Below are 20,020 nucleotides of genomic sequence, written 5' to 3'. Positions count from 1 at the left end.
ACGTCAATGTGATAATAAATGGATATTGAAAAATTATTAAAACTGGTTGCCGTAAAAAAAGCATCGGATCTGTTTATCACTGCCGGCTATCCCCCCAGTGTCAAGCTTGACGGACGTTTGATACCTGTCAACAAGACACCGTTGACGGCCACAGAAGCAAATGATTTGGTGCTTGGGGTCATGGATGAGAAGCAGCGCCTGGAGTTTGAGCTGAAGCATGAGTGTAATTTTGCCATTGCCAAAATGGGGATTGGCCGGTTCCGGGTCAGTGCTTTTCAGCAGAGAAACCAGTCAGGGATGGTTTTGCGCCGAATTGAAGAGAAAATACCCGGTTTTGAACAGTTGAAACTTCCGCCTATCCTGAAAGACCTGACCATGGTCAAACGAGGGCTGGTTATCCTGGTGGGCGCTACCGGCACGGGGAAGTCAACAACCCTGGCGGCGATGCTTGGCTATCGTAATGAAAACGACACAGGTCATATCATCAGCATTGAAGACCCCATTGAATTTATCCATCAGCACAAAAGGTGTATTGTAACCCAGCGGGAAGTGGGGATTGATACCAAATCTTATGAAGTGGCACTGAAAAACACCCTGCGTCAGGCTCCTGATGTCATTATGATTGGTGAAATTCGCAGTCAGGATACCATGCAATATGCCCTGAACTTCGCGGAAACCGGCCATCTGTGCCTGGCAACGCTGCATGCCAATAATGCCAACCAGGCATTGGATCGCATTCTTCACTTTTTCCCCCGGAACACCATCACCAGGTCTGGATGGATCTTTCGCTGAATCTGAAGGGCATTGTCGCCCAGCAGCTGGTTCCTTCTCTGGATGGCACAGGGCGGCTTCCGGCCATAGAAGTGTTACTGAATACTCCCCTGGCCCAGGATATGATTCGCAAAGGGGATGTTCATGCACTGAAAGAGTTAATGAAAAAATCCCGGGAGCTGGGCATGCAGACGTTCGATCAGGCATTATTTGATCTCTACAACCTTGGCGAGGTCAGCTATGAAGACGCCATCCGGCATGCTGATTCTGCAAACGACTTGCGTCTGATGATTAAGCTGGGTTCAGAGGTGGATGAGAGTTATCTTACCCAGCGTTCTGGTAAATTGACCTTGCAGATGGAAGAAGCCTAGGAGGCTGACCGAGAATAGACTGCCCTACTGCGGTGGCAGCAAATTGGTCTAAAAATTCCGTTTTGTTCGGCAAATAGCCCCGCTATTCACCTCACAAAACGAAATTTTTATCCTCAATTTTCTGCCATCCTCGCTACGGGCGCTATTCTCGGACAGCCTCCTGAGAAACGCCGACTCTTGATCCCAAGAACCTTGCCCATGCCTTCTTTACACAGGGCAAGTTCCAGGGAGCTGCGAATCACCTGCGCATTGTCGTGCTTCATTAAATCGGACAATATCATTTTCGCACGATCCATACCGATGCGTCTTAACACCCATTTGACTTTTAACAGATTCACGGCACTCATCGACAGCATATCGAAGCCCATGGCCATTAACAGTACCGCTGCAGCAGGGTCACCCGCCATTTCACCGCAGATGCTGACGGTCTTTCCTTCCTGATGGGCATCGTCCGCAACCTTCTGCAAGGCATGCAGTACGGCGGGGTGAAAGGAGTGATAAAGGTCAGATACCCGGGGGTTGTTGCGGTCTACGGCCAGCAGGTATTGAATAAGGTCATTTGATCCGATGGAAAGAAAGTCGACACGTTGTGCCAGGTCCTTGACCATATAAACGGCAGCGGGCACTTCCACCATCACACCCACCGGTGGCATGGAGACTGGCAGGCCTTCAGCAAGCACTTCTGCATGGGCCCGGTGAATCAGGTGTTGCGCTTCCTCGACTTCAAAAATACTGGATACCATCGGCAACATAATCCGGAGATTATCCAGGCCCACGCTGGCTTTCAACATGGCCCGGACCTGCACCAGAAAGATTTCCGGATGATCCAGTGTTACCCGAATCCCCCGCCAGCCAAGGAAAGGATTATCTTCCTTGATGGGGAAATAACTCAGCGACTTATCCCCGCCAATATCCAGGGTTCTCATGGTCACGGGGCGTGGTGCAAAAGCTTCAAGCTGGTGTCGGTAAATCTTTTCCTGTTCGGATTCACTGGGGAAGCGGTCCCGAACCATAAAAGGGACTTCAGTCCGATAAAGACCAACGCCTTCAGCCCCTCTGTCCAGTGAGCGGATGGTATCGGTCATCAGTCCGGTGTTGACCCAGAGCGGAATACGGTAATTATCCGGGGTCTCACAGGGCAGATCTCTGATGGCTTCCAGCCCCTTACTGAACTGATTTTCCTCTTCCAGCACTTCGGTGTAATAATCCAGCAGCTCCTGGGCCGGAGAAGAATAAATCAGGCCAAGATTACCATCCACAATCAGCTTTTTGCCGGACAGCTTATGGAAAGGCAGATCAACCACCCCCATGACGGTAGGCACGCCTAAAGCGCGGGCAAGAATAGCCACATGGGAGTTACTGGAACCTTGCTTGGAAACCAGACCCGCCAGTGACTCCTGTGGCACCTCGCCCAGCATAACCGGAGAAAGCTCCTCACTGATCAGAATAGTATTCGCCGGGTATTCAACCCTCGCATGCTCTCCCTGCTGGAGATGAGAAAGTACTCTGCGCCCCAGGTCCCTGACGTCGGCAGCCCGTTCACGGAGATAATGATCGTCCATCATTTCGAAATTGCGGATATGCTCTTCAATCACCTGTCTCAAGGCACCCTGTGCCCAGGATCCGCCCCGAATCCGCTCTCTTATCTCCTGCCCGAGGGCCCGGTCATCCAGCATTCTCAGATACACATCAAAGAGTGCATGTTCCTCGGCAGGTAAACGGTCAGACAGTCGTTCAGCGGTGTCTTTCATCTCTTTTCGCACCGCAGCCAGCGCATCGTCCAGCAAGGCGAGTTCCAGATCTATATCCTTGCAGGTACGCTCAGGTACTGCACCAAGATCGGCCGGAGGCGTAATCACCACCGCCTCACCAATGGCTACCCCTGTAGCACCGGCACTCCCCTGAAAGCGGGCAATTCGTTTTTTGCGGGTGGGCGTGGAGACATTATTGATCGAGCCGGTTGCCTGGGCATGGGCAATAACCCCTGCCAATTGGGCTGACATGGTGACCAGAAACGCTTCTTCGTGTTCATCAAAACGTCGCTGCTCAACCTGCTGAACCACCAGCACACCCAGCGTATTACGGTGATGGATAATGGGGACACCGAGAAAAGAGGTGAATCGCTCTTCTCCGGTTTCACGGATATAGTGAAATTTCGGGTGAGAAGCGGCATCTTCGAGGTTTATGGGCTCTTCCCGCAGCCCCACCTGCCCAACAAGACCTTCAGAATGAAAGAGAGTCACCTGTCCGACCGCGGAAGGGTTCAAACCCTCTGAAGCCATCAGCGTATAAGAGGTGCTCTCCGAATCGTATAGATAAACCGAGCACACCTCAGTGTTCATGGCACCACGAACCCGCTGCACAATAATCTGCAGTGCCACCTGTAGATCAGAGGCAGAACTGACTTCCTGTACGATATTGCGCAGGGTGTTTAGCATGTCTATCACGTACCCGGTCTGATAATACTTGCTGCAACTACTTTAACAGTACAATAGCAATCCATGGCAAATTATATTGCCTGTTAACACCTTTCCTGTTACTGCAGCCAACAGGTTTAAAGAAATATCCATTGGGTCCGGGAGGCTGAACGGACGCTTGAGTCCGACAGGCTCCTGGCAACCTGTTACCCCCCTCTGGACTGTAACTTCCCAATTCTGGGTACCAACTCTTTCAGTGCCCGCCTGTAGACTTCCCTTTTAAAAGAAACCACCTGACCAAGAGGGTACCAGTAACTCACCCAGCGCCAGCCATCAAATTCCGGAGACCTCGTGTGGTCAACCCGGATACGGTCATCATTGCTCAGCAGCTGCAGCAAAAACCATTTCTGCTTCTGCCCGATGCACAGCGGTTGCTGATCCCGGCGGACGAGTCGTCTCGGTAGACGATAACGTAACCACCCCCGGGTGCAGCCAAGGATTTCAACATCTTCAGGATGAAGACCTATCTCCTCAAACAGCTCTCTGTACATGGCATCTTCCGGCGTCTCCCCATCATTGATACCACCCTGGGGAAATTGCCAGGCATCCTGCCTGATCCGCCGAGCCCACAATAACTGACCGTGATGATTCGCCAGGATAATGCCTACATTTGGCCTGAATCCATCGATGTCAATCACGTTTATGGCTACCTTAGAGCCACCATCCTATGGTACGAATATCCCCCCCACTTCCGGGAACATAATCATAACTCCACACTAAAACGAGGCATGAAGCTGACTGTTCAAAGAACAACAGGATTTAGACGCAATCACTTGTCGGTGGCCACTTAAACTATTACTTATCACGCATTGTTTCACAAACGGATACAACACAGCAAACCTTCAGGGTGAATGGCGATTGGAACTATCAAACTCATTGACATGACGTACCAGGAGGCTGTTCGAAAATATCCGGGATAGACTGCACTACTACACGGATGCAGAATCCAGAGGTAACAAGGGGGCCTTTGTTACAGAGGTCCGTTTCTTCCCGAACAGCCGTTTGTCTTCCATTGATTGTGAGTAAAGCCGGTTATACCAGTCATTTGCTGAACGACTGAATTCAGGGTCCACGTCGTCCTGGAAAGCGCGCATGGCGATGGTTATATACTGGTAGGTCTTGTCGGCTAAAGCTCTTGAGCCATCAAAGCAATTCATATAGTAATGAATAGAGTCCAGATACTCACCTTTTCTGAAAAAGATAAACCCCAGTTGCTTATTTATGGCCATCAAGTACGTGTGGTCACTTGCATATTCAGGCACATACAACTGCTGGAACAGAGTGTCGATGGCCAGATCCAGCTGATTCAACCGGGTTAATGCTATCGCTACATTGAGGTTGAAATGATAATTCAGCTTTTTACACTCCAACGCAAAATTCAAGGCACAAGTCCAGGACGTAAACCAATTAGGATCTCCTGGCTTCAGGCTCGCAGCCAGGGATTCCAGATCTTTCCATCGGGTAATGGCCCATTTCATCTGATCTGGCGGCAGATACTCCGTGTAAGTCGGTGCAGTTCCCAGGAAAGACATGGACGAATAATAGAGTGGAAAGATAAAATTCGAGATCTCTACTTTATTTTTTCTTGTCTTGGGCTGCAGATAATTGAACCAGCAAACAGCATTGGTTACAAATTGCTTGTCATCACACATTCTAATAGTTTGCTTCATTGCGGAATGTATAAATGAGTAGGTATCATTAGGGACATCCATCGTGCCTACAAAACCACGCATAAAATATTTTATGGAAGTGATGTAGCTCTGTTCTTTATAAAATAAGAATCCTAACTGTTTGTTAACACCCAAAAGATATCTCTGATCATTAGACGTAGCCAGCTGATCAAGCAAAATCTCTTTTGCCCGGTTCATATGCTTGAGTCTTGTTAAAGCTTTCGCCACATTCAAATTGTAGTGATAGTCCTCCTCAGAGCACTGCAAGGCAAAATCAAGGGCGTTCTGCCACGCTTTAGCCCATTGTTTGGTCCCGCCTTGATGGGACTTTGCATAATTTGCCAATAAGTCCCAATGGGAAATCAGAATTTTTTTTCTTAAAAAAGCCGGAAGTTGTTGAGAACTGTGTACATCCGCCGCTGATGACTCCAAATCTGCAGCGGTAATTACTCCTTCATTATGATTGGTCGAAGAGACAGGTTTACTTGCATGAGGTGTCTGGGGCGGTGCAAAATCCTGTGTTTGTACAGGGTCAGCACTTGCTTCTGCTGCCGGTGGCCAAAAGTTCGGAATACTGACTGCTCCAGACAGCTCACCGATACTCAGGTTTTCCATCAAATTAACTGGAGCTGATACCACATGATCTCCCGATGGGGTGGGTTTGCTTAAATAACCATCCACCGTTTCAGACCCTGTGTTGGATACCTGCCTTTGCTGCCATAAATGGCTAAAGCTATTATCCACTGGTTGAGCATAAGGCTCTGCAAACGGCTGTGGTATGATGCAGTTAGTTGGCGGAAACACAGAAGAGAGGTTCTCTCTTTGCTGATCCGCCAGACAAGTTTCAACAGGCGTAGATGGGGATAACTCAGTCATCGACGACACATGAGTACGATGGCCTTGCAGGACATTTAAATGACTCGTAGAAGTAGAATAACTGGTTGTTTTCGGAGCTAAACCTCGTCCACTCTCATCAAGCAGGTTATACAGATCTTTCTCAATCCAGTTTGGATCATTACTACTCGCATCAGCCAGATAATTTGTTCCTGCTTCAGGGCGGCAATTTGATACTTGACGTTGGCCAAAAACTGCTGAATCAGTCTGACCAGTGTTAGGGTAATCATAACCATTCATCAGGCCAAATGGCGTACCTGGTAATACACCACTATTTCTTTCCATAACAAAACTCAATTGAAGAAAAACTCTTAGACAGTCTTGGTAATAAAAAATTCAAAAAACTTAATATTCGGAATTGGGTAATTGCTTTTGGGTTGAAAAAGAACCTGTATAATCCCGAAACACTCGGCCTGAATAATAAACCGGAGTAACAATGACCCTGGCAATCTTTGATCTGGACAATACTCTCATTGCTGGCGACAGTGATGCCCTGTGGGGAGAGTTTATGGCCACCAATGGCCTGGTGGATAGTGAACGCTTCAGGGAAGGTAACCACCGTTTTTATAAACAGTATCAACAGGGGGTTATGGACATCCGGGAGTATCTGGATTTTTGCCTTGAACCATTAACACAATACTCCCTGGAAGCGCTTGCAACCTGGCATGGTCAGTTTATGGCACAGGTTATCAGCCCCATCCTGTTGGATAAAGCACTGGCCAGGATAGAACACCACCGCCAGCGTGGTGATTATATTATGATCATCACCGCGACCAATCGCTTTGTGACCAAACCCATTGCTGACCAGTTCAAGGTAGATGCCCTGCTGGCCATTGACCTGGAGATCAGCGACAACCGCTATACTGGCAACGTTACCGGAATCCCCACCTATCAGCAGGGGAAAGTACTCCGCCTGCAGGAATGGCTGAACCAGCACCCTGAGCACTCAATGGCAGGCAGCTACTTCTACAGCGACTCTCAAAATGACCTGCCGCTGTTGAAGAAGGTCGACAACCCTGTCGCTGTCGACCCCGACCCGGAACTCAAAAGCTTTGCAGAAGCCCATGGCTGGCCAGTTATCAGTTTCCGTTAGTGTCTCTTAAAGGCCATTTATTGAACAGTCAACCGGGCAAAAATCGCTTTGATATAGTCCGTCTCCAAAATGCATGGGTGCACAGGATGATCCGGTCCCTGGTGCCCCTGGTCCAGAATCTGCAGGTACGGTCAATATGGCGACTGCCAGCCCGTAGCAAATCGATCATATTATCTCGGTGCAAATGCATACTGAAAACATCCAGCACCCGTTTACCTTTTACATAATGCCGCAGGCGGTCCCGATTGAATCGGTGATCATAAAACCACCCGGTTTTCTGGCCTTCCATCACTGGAACCTGAAAGCTCACGCCATTCTCTTCCAGTACCACCACTTCCGGAACCGCTCCGGAAGCCACCTCAACATATTGCGGCAGGTCTTCCAGCTTGCGGGCATTGCCACGGTTCTTGAACAAAATACCTTTAGGTTTCAGAACCTGGTTTAACGCTGCAACAACATCATCCCGAACCTGCTCCATACCCGCCGTGGATATCTGTGCCACCAGTACCTCATCAAACCGGTCAACCACCAGCCCGGGCAATCCGTCACTATCACCATAAACTAACCGGTAATGATCATTATGACACTGGCAAATATACGGATACCAACACCTTTAATGGAACTTTAGTCTCTACCAAAACCGTCACAGGAGCTGTAGAGATGTCTCATAACCATTCCCATAACAACGAAGAATCATTGAAGACCCTGCTCCAATCATTGATGGACAGCGTCGATAAACGCTCAACGATGGACCTTCTCGAGTCAGCCCACAAAGGTTTTACCCGGGGGGCCAATGACTACGTTGAAGGGGCAACAGGAAAAATATCCCCAGCCGATATTAAAAACCATCTTCGGATTTATCCCCTGGCACAAATGCTGATCAGCATTGTCAAATACCATGAGCTGAACAAGAACACGGATATTATCCGCCAAACAGTTATGGCCTTGCTGGATAGCCTTGATGACAGCTTGCCTTCAGAGTTTGATGGGGCTCAGACACTGGAGTCAACGCTGCACTGAAATCGTTCCGCAATAAGCCAATAAATAAGGGACCTGAGTAATGATTGATCAAAGCGAACTGCAGGAAAAAGGTTACATCATCGTTCCTGACCTGGTGCCCGGGCCGTTACTCCAGCCCGTTATCAGAGCCATTACCGACTTTCTGGAGGTTAATCTGGATGATCCCACAACCTGGTACCGGAAAGACCTGGGCAGTAATGGTATTGTTCCCATTCATCATCATCAGGCATTCTGGGATGTCCGCCAGTATGAGCCTGTCTACCGATTGTATGCTGACCTGTTAAAGACAGACGATCTCTGGGTAAGACTGGATCGAGCCTCCTTCAAACCGCCCTGGCGTTGGGAGCACCCCGATAAGAAAGATGACAGTCAGATCCACCTGGACAGCCATCCGGAAAAAGTGTTCCTGCCAAGATACCAGGGGATCTCTACCTGACAGATACGGCGGAAAATCAGGGGGCATTCTGTTGTGTTCCCAGCCTTTACACCGGGAAACAAACGACACTGGATCGTAATTCTCTACTCTTTACCGATGAAGAGCTGAAAGGCCATGATATTGTCCACCTGGCGGGCAAGGCCGGAACCTTCATTCTCTGGGACTCACGCCTGCCCCATGCCAGCAGCCTGAACCACCATTCAAAGCCACGCCTGACCCAATATATCTCCATGTTCCCGGCGGGTACCGAAGATAACCGGGAAGAGCGTATTCAGCTGTGGCGTGACAAAAGAGCGCCTGAGCGCTGGCGTAACTTTCCGTATCAACAGGACCCGGAACCCGGAGAGCCCGCTAAACTGACGCCCGTTGGAGAGCAGCTTCTGGGTCTTGGATCGACATAGGCATTGTCCCGGAATAACCTCATCATTTTATTCAGCCTGCGAAAAGGTCGCCGCCCGCTTCCCGCCACCCGTTGCCCGCAAAAGCACAAGCGAGAGCGGGAGCACGTTTATGAAATATCCGGGTTAGCCTCTGCAATAAGACGAATGGTCGTTTCTGTCAGCAAACTGACCGAACGCCAGAACTGACTTTTTTCTGCTTGCGATTCAGGCTCACTCTTTTGCAGTTGCAGTAAACTCTCTTGCAGTGCTTTCGGGCATAGCGCAGGACGGCAGGGGGCCTCCAGCCCCGGGTAGTTCTCCCGGTAAAAACGGGGCCAGTCAAACAGTACGCCGGGGTCAGCTTTGCCACGAAAGCCGGCAATATGCTCATGACCAAGCACCCTCTCAGGGTCGCGCAAATCAGGATAGTGTTCCTTGAACCTGGCCATCACCTGCTGCAACGACCGGTACTGTGCTTCGGTAAACGGGAATACATTACCGTTATAATTCACCAGCTCGATGCCAATAGAGCAGTCATTGAACCCCTGAACGCCTTCCCACTCACTAACCCCCGCATGCCAACCGCGATAGACATGGCCATCCAGACAGTCAACCAGTTCATAAATCTCACCATCCGTATCGATCACCAGATGTGCAGACGCACAGGACTCAGGGTTCATAAAAATGTCCAGCGTATCTTTCAGGTCTACCGCTGTATAATGAATTACCAGATAATCCACAGGAATTAACCAGTCATCCCTGTTCACAGTTTTTACCCTGTTCACATTCAGAGTCATAAGCTCGCAGCCAGCCAGATATCAATCAACTTATCATTGTCTGATTATCCAGAGACTGCAAGCGGTCACGATGTAACGATAAAGAAATTTTTGGAGGATAAACCATGGCCAAAGGGCTACTAAAGCATCAGGAGCGACAGAGTGCCCTGAGTATGCTGGGAAAGGACCTGGCACGGCGGGCAAAATCGAAATGTGAACTGTGTGAAGCGTCCGGCGTTCCACTGTCCATTTATGAGGTAGAGCCTGTACCCGGTGAGCCAGATTACGACCACTGTCTGATGCTTTGTGAAACCTGTAAAACGCAACTGGAGCAGCCAAAACGTCTGGAACCCAACCACTGGCGATGCCTGACTAAAAGTATCTGGAGCCAGATACCCGCCGTTCAGGTGGTTTCTCTTCGACTGCTGAGAAAATTATCGGAAAGACAGGACTGGGCTATCGAAGCGCTGGAGCATGCTTACCTTGAGCCTGACATTGAGCAGTGGGCAGACGCCGCAAAAATCTGAAAAGGGAGCAAAAAAAAGAGCCATTTATTAAATGGCTCAGCGTTCTTTAATCTTTTCGCTTTAACATCACCAAAGCTATCTGGCTATCAAGCACTTTTAGCTTTCTTTCGGCTTCTCTGAAGTGTCTATGAATGTCATTGACCTTTTGATCAGCAATTTGTAGCGCGGCTTCTGTATTCTGATCCGGCATCGTAACCACCACAGGAATCGTAACATTGCCTTCACTATCGCCCATGGAGTCGGAATAGTGAAGCAGCCCGTTTTTACGATCTCTTAGCCAGGCTAAAAAGTGGCTTTCAGCAATCGCAACCATGGCATCGGCTCCATAAGTGACTTTTTTGTCACCTTGTAACGTGGGCAGGCTAACATCCTTTTGCCAGTCTAATTTACACCTTTTGTGTTTACCCTCATTAGGTATGACCATGAATATGACTTCCGGACAATCATCTTTTCCCTCCGGTAAAAGTGCCTTTAAAGCACCGTTACTGTATTTACCTTTCAAGCCATCAATAAAGATATCGATCATATCTTGAAAGTTATCCGCTCTCTTTATTTTCGTTGTTACTACATTTCCTGAATGTGGAGTGTTTTGTGAATATCCAGTCAGCACTTCTTCAACTTTGATTCTTTCTCCGTTTTCAACTTTTTCTGATTCCCTGGAACGAACGAAAGAAGTATCAAGCAGACAGTGTTTATCCATTCCAAGAATGATTTTCTCGGACAGATTCCCGTCCTTATCAAAGTACTCAAAATTCTTGCGGATTACACCCTTATGTGCATGATGGTGCTCTTTCGTCAGCTTTAAACTCAGGATGTCATTTTCATTATGATAATATTCAATAGTCTGTCCGATAGTATTCCTGTTGTACTCGTGAGGTTTGGTTTCCCTTTTTATGAGTTTTAAATTTCCAGGAACTTCTTCCTCCTTTATGGCTGTCTTAAAATTTAGTGCTTTTCTGGTAGTTTTTTCTAATTCTTTACGATCATGAGACATCTCAATCAAGGTGACTTTTTGTTTGAGTGACATGGGTACACGCTCTAATTGCGATATACTTTGTAACGGCTCGGCTTCAGTATTCAAATACCCATAGATTTCACTGAGCATCTTGTTAATAAGCTCATTATGTTCCAGTTGTTCTCCAAAGGGTACAAATTTCAAATCCTTAAGATCAGCTTTAGTTATCTGTTGACCTGCAACCAGAGGAGTGCCTTTGAGAACCATACAACCTGTAGATGAATCAGGAAGAGAGATAACCGTAGCGTATAATGAACCATGTTTTGGAACTGCTGATATTGCTAATGAAATTGCCGCTTTTTTATTGTCATTTATTAATTGTGTGCCATCGATAAATTCCGATTCAACCACAAGCCTTACAGGCCCCCCTTTATTGAAAGCAAAATCGATAGCTTCACTCTTCAATTCGATTGCTCCCAGGCTAAAGTGTGATCTGATCTTATCAAGTTCATTATTTGGAATATATTTATCAGTATTGCCACCAGTATTGAATTTCTTCAGTAGTCTAACTAGACTTTCCAGGGATCTGGCATCATCAGATTTCCCTGAATGTTGAAGTGTTTCAATTCTACGCTGGGCATCACTAATCAAGGTGTCCAGCACGCCATCATGTGAAAGACACATAAAGAAGGATGCAAGGCTACAGTTATTGTTTCTTGCTTGAATGCCTGCTGGTCTTACCGTTGCTTCACTTGGATGAGTGTTACGTCCGTCGGTATGAGAGACTGCTTGTTGTGGTAATGGTGGCCTCTCAAGACATTTTGCCAGAACAATACAAAGTGAATCTCTACCACCATAAACGGCTGCATCAATCTCCTTGGTAGTCATTTGGATAGTACCAATATTGCGCCATATCGTTTCCTCGGTAGCGGCATCCATAGAACATACCGCTTTAAGTTGTTGCATTATTTTCGGGATTTGCGCCTCAGTGATTCTGGTATTCTCGGATTGATCAGGCAGCGCTGACGGATCAATCTTTTGATTATTTAAATCAAATACCAGAGAGGGCGTCGGGTCATTCATGCCCAGGGCGACCCAAGGCTCCGCTGCCTGTCTTTGCGGATGGTCCGGCCAATGGGTAGCTTGAGATTCGGCGCGGATAAAATATTCAGTACCACCATGCTCATCTGGTTTAGTGTCTACGAAATGCCATGAATCTGGACTAGATGTACCTGAGCTGTGACCAGATGAAAGAAGACCTACCTCTTCATTCATTGCCTCCCAAATAGCCTCACTTAAGTCGTAACCGCCTTCATCTTTCTCAGAGCACCTGGAGTCAGGGGCAATGGTGTGACGACCTCCAACAGCTTCTATGACTTGATCTCTGGTTGCACGCCCCAAATGTTTAGAGTCAGCTTCCGGTGAGTTCTGAGTAAACCGCTGAGCAGGGCTGTGTGGAACTTCTTTCAGGGCAGCATCTGACCCTGCCGTGGTTACCGGTGCTGTAGACCAGTTGCCCACTCTCGGTATTGGATGCTTTCGCCTTGCTCCACCGGGATCTGGGGCTTTCGGCAAATTCAGGCCTCCTGTCAAAGCGGAAGTGGCAGCAACATTTGCTTCAGCCTGATTGGCCGGAAGTGAGAGCTCGGTGGAAAAAGCTGGGTTTCCTGCTTTTTCTGTGCCGATGGGGGCAAAAGGAAAGCGGAGGAGCCTGAAGCATCAGCCGTTAGCGGAGTCGATGCATGAGCCCCTGGTAAATCAGTCTGGATAAACGGTGGCGTAACGTTCTGCACAGCAGCATGTTGTGAACGGATCTTTGGAGTCGTTTCTTCAGGCTGTCTGGCATGCTTTATCGAATTAGCAGCCGCCCGGCCAATCCTGATGTCAAACAAGAGAGAATTAGTCAGAGCATCATCACTCAGACCCAGGAAAGCATCATCAGATGGATCTGCAACCGGTGTCAGTGGCCGCTCTTGCTCATTTATAGTCGGTGGAATGGGCACACGCTGCCGAGCTTGTGGTTTAAACCGATCTGACCGGGCATCCTGCATTTCTCTTTTAGTTCCCATACCCGATGATTGCCTGGATCGGGTAAGTTCCGGGCGTTTAATTTTTACTTTCGGTGGTTGAGGAGCGTTTGTTACCTCTGATTGTCCCGGTCTATTGGCAGCGGTTTGAGCTTGCAGGTCGTATCTGGGTGAATATTTTTGCCAATTCCCCTCAACTGTTGACTCAGGCTTCTTTGCTCTTGAACCCGTTTCAGAATTGGTCGTCCCGGCAACTGGCATAGTCAGGTATGCTGTGGCCACCTCTTCGAGGGCCCGTTTGTGTTCGATATCTAATTTCGTATCAGGTTTCAACGCCTTTAAATGCTGCATGACTGTTACTGCGTTTTGCAGTGTCGACACAGCCTTAAGAACATCCTGTTCAACTACATCATTCATAAATTGGAGTCTTGGGTAAATTTCTTTATGGAAGATTTCACAACATACCCTGGCAATATCACTCAAAGACTTTGCAGAGGAGTCAGTGGCAGAACTTCGGTTGTGGGGTGGAGATAACTGGGTAACTGCAGCCAGTTGGCTTATTGAATAAGCAGAGGTTTTTGGTGCAAGTCGAGGTCCTGAAATATCGCCGATTACAGAACCGGGCCCCGTGCTGCCTGAAACTCCGTAAGGCCGCGCCAGCAAAGTTGCACAGGGACGACCTGCGAATTGCCGCGAGGGAGCAGGTTGTTCTGTACCATCATTTTTAGCGTGATGTTTATATCTTTCATGAGTACCCGTTTCATGCCTGCGCCTTGCAGATTCAGAGGGACCGACACCAGGAGAAGAACTTGTTGTTCCATAACCTTTATTCCCAACCTTATTATCCATTTTTTACTCCTTAAATACTCTGGAAAGATTTTTTAACCGTATGGGTTTTTAATCAGCTTATGGACTTCCTGTATTCCACCGGGACTTAATGTTTTGCTTACTTCAAGCAGCAGTCATTGCATTCGTTAAGAAATCACATCTTAAGCAGATTAAGTTCGAATGATTTTCTAGTTACTTCTCTTAGATCAATATTGAGGACAATAGTTCATTAAAGAGATAAAAATACCAGGGTAGAAAATTCCCCGATACTATTAAGTTAATGATATTTAATGACTATTTTGGTGTCGGGAGTCAATTGATTCCCGTCTGGACAATTCATTTTAAATCACTGATTTAATAAGATGAGCCAATGAGCTGCAGGGGATTTCACCATTGCGCAGAATATAAACCAAATCAGAAGCTTGCACTCTGAGCCGGGAGAGCTTTATAGTCATTAGCATGAGACAATTATGCAAATATTGCGCTTTCCTGTTATTTCTGCCCGCCAGCTTGATGGCTGAGACAGCAGAGCCTGCCAATCCGGTCAGTGAACTGGATCTGTTTCAGGTTGTCATGCCCATGCTGATGGTGGTCAGCCTGATTTTTGCGTTGGCCTGGCTGGTCAAGCGGCTTAACCCCAAACTGCCGGCCATGGGCAAGGATATTGAGTTATTATCCAGTGCGCCTCTAACGAACCAGTCACGCCTGACTCTGGTTCGGGTGAGTGGCAAAGATCTTCTTATTGGCATCACACCTAACCAAATCACGCTGCTGAAAGATTTTGATGCCCCGGTCGTCGAAAGAAGTCAGACCAAAGGGCAGACGGATCTGGCAGAGCAGTTTAAAAAACTCCTGGGCTCCAAAACGGATGGTGATAAATCCTCTGAGAAAGCGGATGGTTCAGGGGGCCACGATTAACCGCCCCGTTAATCCACTTGTTTTGATCTTCTGGGTTCTCCTGCCTTACTGTTGTGTTCGGTTTGTCCACACCTGCTTATACACAAATAAACTTATTCATAACTGGCAACAGGAGTTATACAGGTAGCGCACAGGTTATCCACATAAACCTGTGCGCAACCTGTCAATGCCTCCTAGCGTTCCATCATTTGTGATATCAACATCATCATCTTCATTTCGGTCAGACAGATCTGCTGTAAGGATTGCCGGTTATCTTCACTGAGATACCCCAGGCATTCATTTTGCTCATCCCGATCGTGCCATTTGCCAGCGGCCATATTATCCGGGTAGTAATGCAGCAGCTTCTCCTGCAAACCCTGGTGTTTTTCCTGCATGACCATCAGCATGCCGATCAGCACGGCAGGCGTGTCTCTCGATATTTCCTGACGCAACTTGATGTAATTAAAGTAGAGCATGATGATCCGCTCAGTACTGTCCCGCAGGCATAACAGGCAGAGGTAGGATTCATCCTCAATGGGCAGCGAATCGGCAGAGGCCACCGCCACTCCTTCCATACTGTCTTCCCGTGCAGACGGTCCACTGAGCCCTTTGACATCGCCATCCATTACCCACGCCATCGTAACCTCCTTCCCTGAGGTAGTGTTTTCTTCAGGTTAATCCAGATAGTGAACAGATTTCCACAGTTTCCCTGATCAACTCCCTGAATGAGCTGTGGATAAATCCTTTTATCCCTTACGGTTACTGGGTAAAACAATGTCTGTTCATTTTTTGTGCAGGTGCAATTTGGTTCACACCTCCTGCAAAATATTTGCAGGAGATTGGCTGATGACCCGGCGAATCCCCAACCATCCGGCAATACCCAGAACAGCGGCACCAAACAGGGGTAACGCACACCAGATAAACCAGGCAGGTTCCCAGCGCAACTGGAAAACCCGGGTATTGAGCAAATAGCTGGCAAGCTCGGTACCGCAGGCCGCCAGTAAACCTGCCAGAATACCGAACAGAACAAACTCGCCGATCTGCATGATCAAGAGCTGACGACGGGTTCCTCCCAGTGAGCGAATCAATGCGCCTTCGTGCAGACGTTCATCAATGCTGGATTCAATCACGGACATCATCACCAGCAACCCTGCCAATAGCAGTGCCGCCAGCATCGCTTCCACAGCAATGGTTGATTGCGCCAGCATCTTCTTTACCTGACTAATCACAGCATCCAGGTCCAGCAAGGTCATGGTGGGAAACTGAGTGACCAAACCATTGAGCAGCAGTTTATCCTCAGCATCCAGATAGAAGCTGTTCAACCAGGTAGCCGGCAGATCCTGTAAAACGGCCTCAGGAAAAATCATGTAAAAATTAGGCCGGAAAGACTCCCACTGGACCGAACGAATACTGCTCACGGTTTCGGTAAACTCATTGCCTGACACCATAAACGTCAGTCGGTCACCCAGATCAATACCCAGGTTTTCAGCAATTTCTGCCTCAATGGAAAGCCCCTCATTGCTGCCGGGTTCCCACCATTCGCCCTGTTCAATCCGGTTACTTTCCGGCAACGTTTCTGACCAGGTCATGTTCAATTCACGGTTCAGGGCGTTATGGTTCTCCTGCTCTTTGGTTACTGCCTCCCTGACGGGCACATCATTAATGCGAACCAGACGACCACGGATAATCGGATAGAGCTGACTGGTATCCACATCATTAATGGTCAGAAACTCGGAGTATGCGTCAACTTCAGACGGTTGGATATTCATGGCAAAGTAGTTTGGCGTCTCGTCCGGCAACTCATTCTGCCAGCGATCAAGCAGATCGGTGCGCAGTAGCAGCACTACCGCCATGGCCATAAAGGTCAGGGTAAATGCCAGAAGCTGGGCCGAGGTCTTGCCTTTACCCTGGATAATCCTGCTGACCCCGGGACGCCAGAACACCGGCAGGGCAGCAAGCCTCTGACGATTGCCCAGGTGAGTCAGCAGCAATTGCACGCCCAGGGAGATCATCATCAGCACTGCCCCCGAAGCCACGGCCAGAATCAGCGCCATCACCACCTCGCCGGTGTGATACCAGAGCAGCAGAAACACCGCCATTAACGACAAGCCATAGACCAGCCAGGAAGCGGCCGGTGCAGGCGACAGTTCACGTCTTAAGACCCTCAGTGGCGAAACGTCCTGTAGCCGTAACAGTGGCGCAAGCCCAAAGCCGGCCAGGGTAATCACCCCGGTGAGCCCACCAATCACCATCGGCATGATACCCGCTGCGGGCAGCCAGGCGGGCAATACCCCCCTGAGCAACTGGACAATCCCTTCCTGAAGCAACCAGCCAATCAAGACGCCGGGAAGCGCCACCAGCACCGCCACAAAAGCCAGCTCCCCAAGCAACAGTCTCAGCACCTGCTGGCGACTGGCTCCCAGGCAACGCATCACCGCACAACTATCAAAACGGCGTTCTGCAAACCGCTGGCTGGCCATGGCCACCGCAACGCCAGCCAGCAGCATCGCGGCCATACTGGCCAGGCCAAGAAACTGCTTCAGCCGCACTACCGAGTTGCGCAGATCACGTCGACTGTCGTCGGCCATCAGCAACTGTTCACTGGTATTCAGACGACTTTTGGACCATGCCTTGAATTGTTCCAGTGAGGAAAGCTCTCCTGCCATCAGCGTTTTCCAGCTGACCCGGCTGCCCGGCTGGATAATGCCGGTGCTTTCCAGGTCTGCCATATTGAACATCAGCCTGGGCGAAAAACTGTAAAAATCGCCTCCCCGGTCCGTTTCCAGGGTGATTGCCCGGGTAATGGTCAGCCAGGTATTCCCCAGCATCACCTGATCGCCGATAGCCACGCCCAGTAAAGGAAAAAGCCTGGGCTCAAGCCAGGCTTCACCCGGGCTGGGTGTATCATTGACGATCTGGTCCGGGGCAAAGGGCTGATCTGACGTACGAATATGTCCGCGCAGTGGATAATTGTTTTCCACAGCCTTGGCAGAGACCATCTGCATTTCATCCCCGGCCATCACCACCGAGGGAAATTCAAGCACTGTGGATAACTTTAAATCCTGCTTTCTGGCTGCTTCGAGAATCTCTGGCTGCACCGGCCCCGGGCTGCGAATCAACATATCCGCACCCAGTACTTCTGCCACCTGTCGTCCAAGAGCCAGTTGCAGACGATCACTGAACAGGGCAATGGCGGTACTGACCGCCACCGCCATCAACAGTGCCGCCACCAGCAGCCAGAGTTCGCCGGAGCGCCAATCCCTGAGCAGGAAGCGCCAGGCGAGTCCGACGGTACTTTTCGGCTTGTGGATAACCTTATTGTGCTTAAGACTTGTGGAGGAACTGTTCACCGTCATACCACCGCCTCCAGACGACCGCCGTGTAATTTCAGTATTCTCTGACACCGTCTGGCGAGGTCCATATCATGGGTAACCAGGATAATGGTGGTACCGCTGGCCTGATTTACTTCAAACAGGAGCTCAATAATGCTTTCACCGGTTTTCTCATCCAGATTGCCGGTGGGCTCATCGGCAAAGAGAATATCCGGTTCCCCGGCAAATGCCCTGGCAATGGCGACCCGCTGCTGCTCACCACCGGACAGTTGTTTCGGGTAATGCTCCAGCCGGTGCTCCAGACCGACACGGGTTAACAGTTTCCTGGCCCGCTCACCGGGGTTATCCACACCCGCCAGCTCAAGGGGCAACATGACGTTTTCCAGTGCCGTCAGGTTGGCAAGTAACTGGAATGACTGAAAAACAAACCCGGTATGCTGCCCGCGCACCGTTGCCCGCTGATCTTCATCCAGATGATCAATGCGTTTTCCGGCCAGGCTGACACTGCCTGCCGTGGGCAAATCCAGCCCTGCCAGAATACCCAGCAGCGTTGACTTGCCTGAGCCGGAGGTCCCTACAATTGCAACGGATTCACCAGACTTGATCTGAAGGTCAAGTCCGGACAAGATGGTGAGTCGGTTATCACGGGCAACCACGGTCTTTTCCAGACCTGAGGCAGTCACCGCCAGTGAATCAGATTCTATCGATGGAGTGGTTTCAGCGGCGGTCTCAGAGGTGAGAGTGTTGCGGGAACCGGAGAGCGCATCATTCATGAGAAAATCCTTATTTCGTCGTCTTTTCACCAGCTCAAGGCTTTCTATTGGCTCAAGGCTTTCTATTAGCTCAAGGCTGTTTACTCTTGTTTTAATGTCCCTTCCGGCCATCAATCTGTCAGCTTCAGAAAAAACACTATTAGTGTATGGCGACAGTCTTAGTGCTGCCTACGGTCTTACGGATATCAATCGGGGTTGGGTGCAATTACTTCAGGAAAAAATCGACAGCCATCAGTACCCCTGGAAAATTGCCAATATCAGTATCAGTGGCGAAACCACCGCTGGAGGCCTGAGCCGATTTCGCAAAACGCTGGCACAGACCGACCCGGACCTGGTGTTACTGCAGCTGGGTGCCAACGATGGTCTGCAGGGAAAGCCGCTGAAAACCATCAAATCCAACCTTGATCAGATGATCGCCCTGACCCGGGAATACAATTCTGACATTATTCTCTTTGAAATGAAGATCCCGCCCAACTATGGACCGGTCTATACCCGACGTTTTACAGAAACTTTTCATGGGCTGGGTAAAAAGTGGGACGTACCTGTGATTCCCTTCTTCCTGGATGGCGTTGCAGGTAATGATTCACTCAATCAACCGGACGGAATTCACCCGACGGAAGCCGCTCAGCCAATCCTGTTAAACAATGTATGGCCTGAGCTGCAACCCAGGTTGCAGCAGTGAATCCTGCAGGTGGTTAAACTAGGAGACTGACCGAGAATAGACTGCCCTACTGCGGTGACAGTAAATTGGTCTAAAAATCCGCTTTTGTTCGGCAAATAGCCCCGCTATTCA

18 protein-coding genes and 2 pseudogenes are annotated in these 20,020 nt (G+C 49.2%); 9 read left to right on the top strand and 11 right to left on the bottom strand.

Translation table 11 applies throughout. The features are described 5' to 3' along the window. Positions 1-18 precede the first annotated feature (18 nt). Positions 19-1,142, top strand: a pseudogene (locus tag O3276_RS12190) (PilT/PilU family type 4a pilus ATPase). Between the two features lie 113 nt (positions 1,143-1,255). On the opposite strand, the gene ptsP reads toward O3276_RS12190, so the two are convergent. The 3 genes from ptsP to O3276_RS12175 all read right to left on the bottom strand — a co-directional run bounded on the left by ptsP (position 1,256) and on the right by O3276_RS12175 (position 6,468). Beyond that, positions 1,256-3,580, bottom strand: a complete 2,325-nt coding sequence (gene ptsP, locus O3276_RS12185) for a phosphoenolpyruvate--protein phosphotransferase (RefSeq protein WP_269675864.1) — start codon at positions 3,578-3,580, stop codon at positions 1,256-1,258. Between the two features lie 185 nt (positions 3,581-3,765). After that, positions 3,766-4,257 carry an RNA pyrophosphohydrolase gene (rppH, locus tag O3276_RS12180; protein ID WP_101744739.1) on the bottom strand — a complete coding sequence of 164 codons (492 nt, stop codon included), beginning with the start codon at positions 4,255-4,257 and terminating at the stop codon, positions 3,766-3,768. 291 nt (positions 4,258-4,548) lie between these two features. Next, positions 4,549-6,468: a hypothetical protein gene (locus O3276_RS12175; protein WP_269675863.1), complete on the bottom strand. Its 1,920-nt coding sequence runs from the start codon at positions 6,466-6,468 to the stop codon at positions 4,549-4,551. A gap of 151 nt (positions 6,469-6,619) precedes the next feature. Here O3276_RS12175 and O3276_RS12170 point away from each other — a divergent pair, with 151 nt between their 5' ends. After that, on the top strand, positions 6,620-7,276 hold the full coding sequence (locus O3276_RS12170) for a histidinol-phosphatase (RefSeq protein ID WP_269675862.1): 657 nt from the start codon (positions 6,620-6,622) through the stop codon (positions 7,274-7,276). A gap of 28 nt (positions 7,277-7,304) precedes the next feature. Here the strand turns inward: O3276_RS12170 and O3276_RS12165 are convergent, their stop codons facing one another. Continuing rightward, positions 7,305-7,817: a class I SAM-dependent rRNA methyltransferase gene (locus O3276_RS12165; RefSeq protein WP_269675861.1), complete on the bottom strand. Its 513-nt coding sequence runs from the start codon at positions 7,815-7,817 to the stop codon at positions 7,305-7,307. Between the two features lie 119 nt (positions 7,818-7,936). Between O3276_RS12165 and O3276_RS12160 the strand changes: the two genes are divergently transcribed. The 4 genes and pseudogenes from O3276_RS12160 (at position 7,937) to O3276_RS12150 (ending at position 9,133) form a co-directional block, all read left to right on the top strand. After that, positions 7,937-8,296: a hypothetical protein gene (locus O3276_RS12160; RefSeq protein WP_269675860.1), complete on the top strand. Its 360-nt coding sequence runs from the start codon at positions 7,937-7,939 to the stop codon at positions 8,294-8,296. A 40-nt stretch (positions 8,297-8,336) separates the two neighbouring features. After that, positions 8,337-8,732, top strand: coding sequence for a hypothetical protein (locus O3276_RS12155; protein ID WP_269675859.1), 396 nt, complete (start codon positions 8,337-8,339; stop codon positions 8,730-8,732). Next, a pseudogene (locus O3276_RS25755) lies at positions 8,711-8,884 on the top strand (hypothetical protein); the annotation flags it as partial. The gene O3276_RS12155 and the pseudogene O3276_RS25755, both read left to right, overlap by 22 nt. A gap of 78 nt (positions 8,885-8,962) precedes the next feature. After that, on the top strand, positions 8,963-9,133 hold the full coding sequence (locus O3276_RS12150) for a hypothetical protein (protein WP_269675858.1): 171 nt from the start codon (positions 8,963-8,965) through the stop codon (positions 9,131-9,133). A 107-nt stretch (positions 9,134-9,240) separates the two neighbouring features. Here the strand turns inward: O3276_RS12150 and O3276_RS12145 are convergent, their stop codons facing one another. Then, positions 9,241-9,909, bottom strand: coding sequence for an N-acetylmuramoyl-L-alanine amidase (locus tag O3276_RS12145; protein WP_269675857.1), 669 nt, complete (start codon positions 9,907-9,909; stop codon positions 9,241-9,243). A gap of 104 nt (positions 9,910-10,013) precedes the next feature. On the opposite strand from O3276_RS12145, the gene O3276_RS12140 reads away from it, so the two are divergent. Beyond that, a complete protein-coding gene (locus O3276_RS12140) occupies positions 10,014-10,415 on the top strand; it encodes a phnA protein (RefSeq protein WP_101748037.1) in 402 nt (133 codons plus the stop codon). Between the two features lie 46 nt (positions 10,416-10,461). On the opposite strand, the gene O3276_RS12135 is transcribed toward O3276_RS12140, so the two are convergent. From O3276_RS12135 to O3276_RS12125, 3 genes are all read right to left on the bottom strand, one after another. Next, entirely contained in the window at positions 10,462-12,945 is a 2,484-nt protein-coding gene (locus O3276_RS12135) for a hypothetical protein (protein WP_269675856.1), read from the bottom strand. A 14-nt stretch (positions 12,946-12,959) separates the two neighbouring features. Further along, positions 12,960-13,814, bottom strand: coding sequence for a hypothetical protein (locus O3276_RS12130; RefSeq protein ID WP_269675855.1), 855 nt, complete (start codon positions 13,812-13,814; stop codon positions 12,960-12,962). A 194-nt stretch (positions 13,815-14,008) separates the two neighbouring features. Next, positions 14,009-14,218: a hypothetical protein gene (locus O3276_RS12125; protein ID WP_269675854.1), complete on the bottom strand. Its 210-nt coding sequence runs from the start codon at positions 14,216-14,218 to the stop codon at positions 14,009-14,011. A gap of 520 nt (positions 14,219-14,738) precedes the next feature. Between O3276_RS12125 and fliO the strand changes: the two genes are divergently transcribed. Continuing rightward, a complete protein-coding gene (fliO, locus tag O3276_RS12120; RefSeq protein ID WP_269675853.1) occupies positions 14,739-15,143 on the top strand; it encodes a flagellar biosynthetic protein FliO in 405 nt (134 codons plus the stop codon). 173 nt (positions 15,144-15,316) lie between these two features. On the opposite strand, the gene O3276_RS12115 is transcribed toward fliO, so the two are convergent. The 3 genes from O3276_RS12115 to O3276_RS12105 all read right to left on the bottom strand — a co-directional run bounded on the left by O3276_RS12115 (position 15,317) and on the right by O3276_RS12105 (position 19,227). Next, positions 15,317-15,760 carry a hypothetical protein gene (locus tag O3276_RS12115; protein ID WP_269675852.1) on the bottom strand — a complete coding sequence of 148 codons (444 nt, stop codon included), beginning with the start codon at positions 15,758-15,760 and terminating at the stop codon, positions 15,317-15,319. Between the two features lie 171 nt (positions 15,761-15,931). Next, positions 15,932-18,478 (bottom strand): ABC transporter permease, encoded by a 2,547-nt coding sequence (locus tag O3276_RS12110; protein WP_269675851.1) that lies wholly within the window; start codon positions 18,476-18,478, stop codon positions 15,932-15,934. Beyond that, positions 18,475-19,227, bottom strand: a complete 753-nt coding sequence (locus O3276_RS12105) for an ABC transporter ATP-binding protein (protein WP_269675975.1) — start codon at positions 19,225-19,227, stop codon at positions 18,475-18,477. Before O3276_RS12105 ends, O3276_RS12110 begins: the two co-directional genes overlap by 4 nt. A 94-nt stretch (positions 19,228-19,321) precedes the next feature. Here O3276_RS12105 and O3276_RS12100 point away from each other — a divergent pair, with 94 nt between their 5' ends. After that, complete coding sequence (locus O3276_RS12100) at positions 19,322-19,909, top strand: arylesterase (protein ID WP_269675850.1); 588 nt, start codon at positions 19,322-19,324, stop codon at positions 19,907-19,909. The last annotated feature ends 111 nt before the right edge of the window (positions 19,910-20,020 follow it).

The organism is Endozoicomonas sp. GU-1 (assembly GCF_027366395.1).
Classification (GTDB): domain Bacteria; phylum Pseudomonadota; class Gammaproteobacteria; order Pseudomonadales; family Endozoicomonadaceae; genus Endozoicomonas.
Note: the sequence above shows the minus strand (reverse complement) of the source record. Positions and strands in the feature narration are given on the sequence as shown.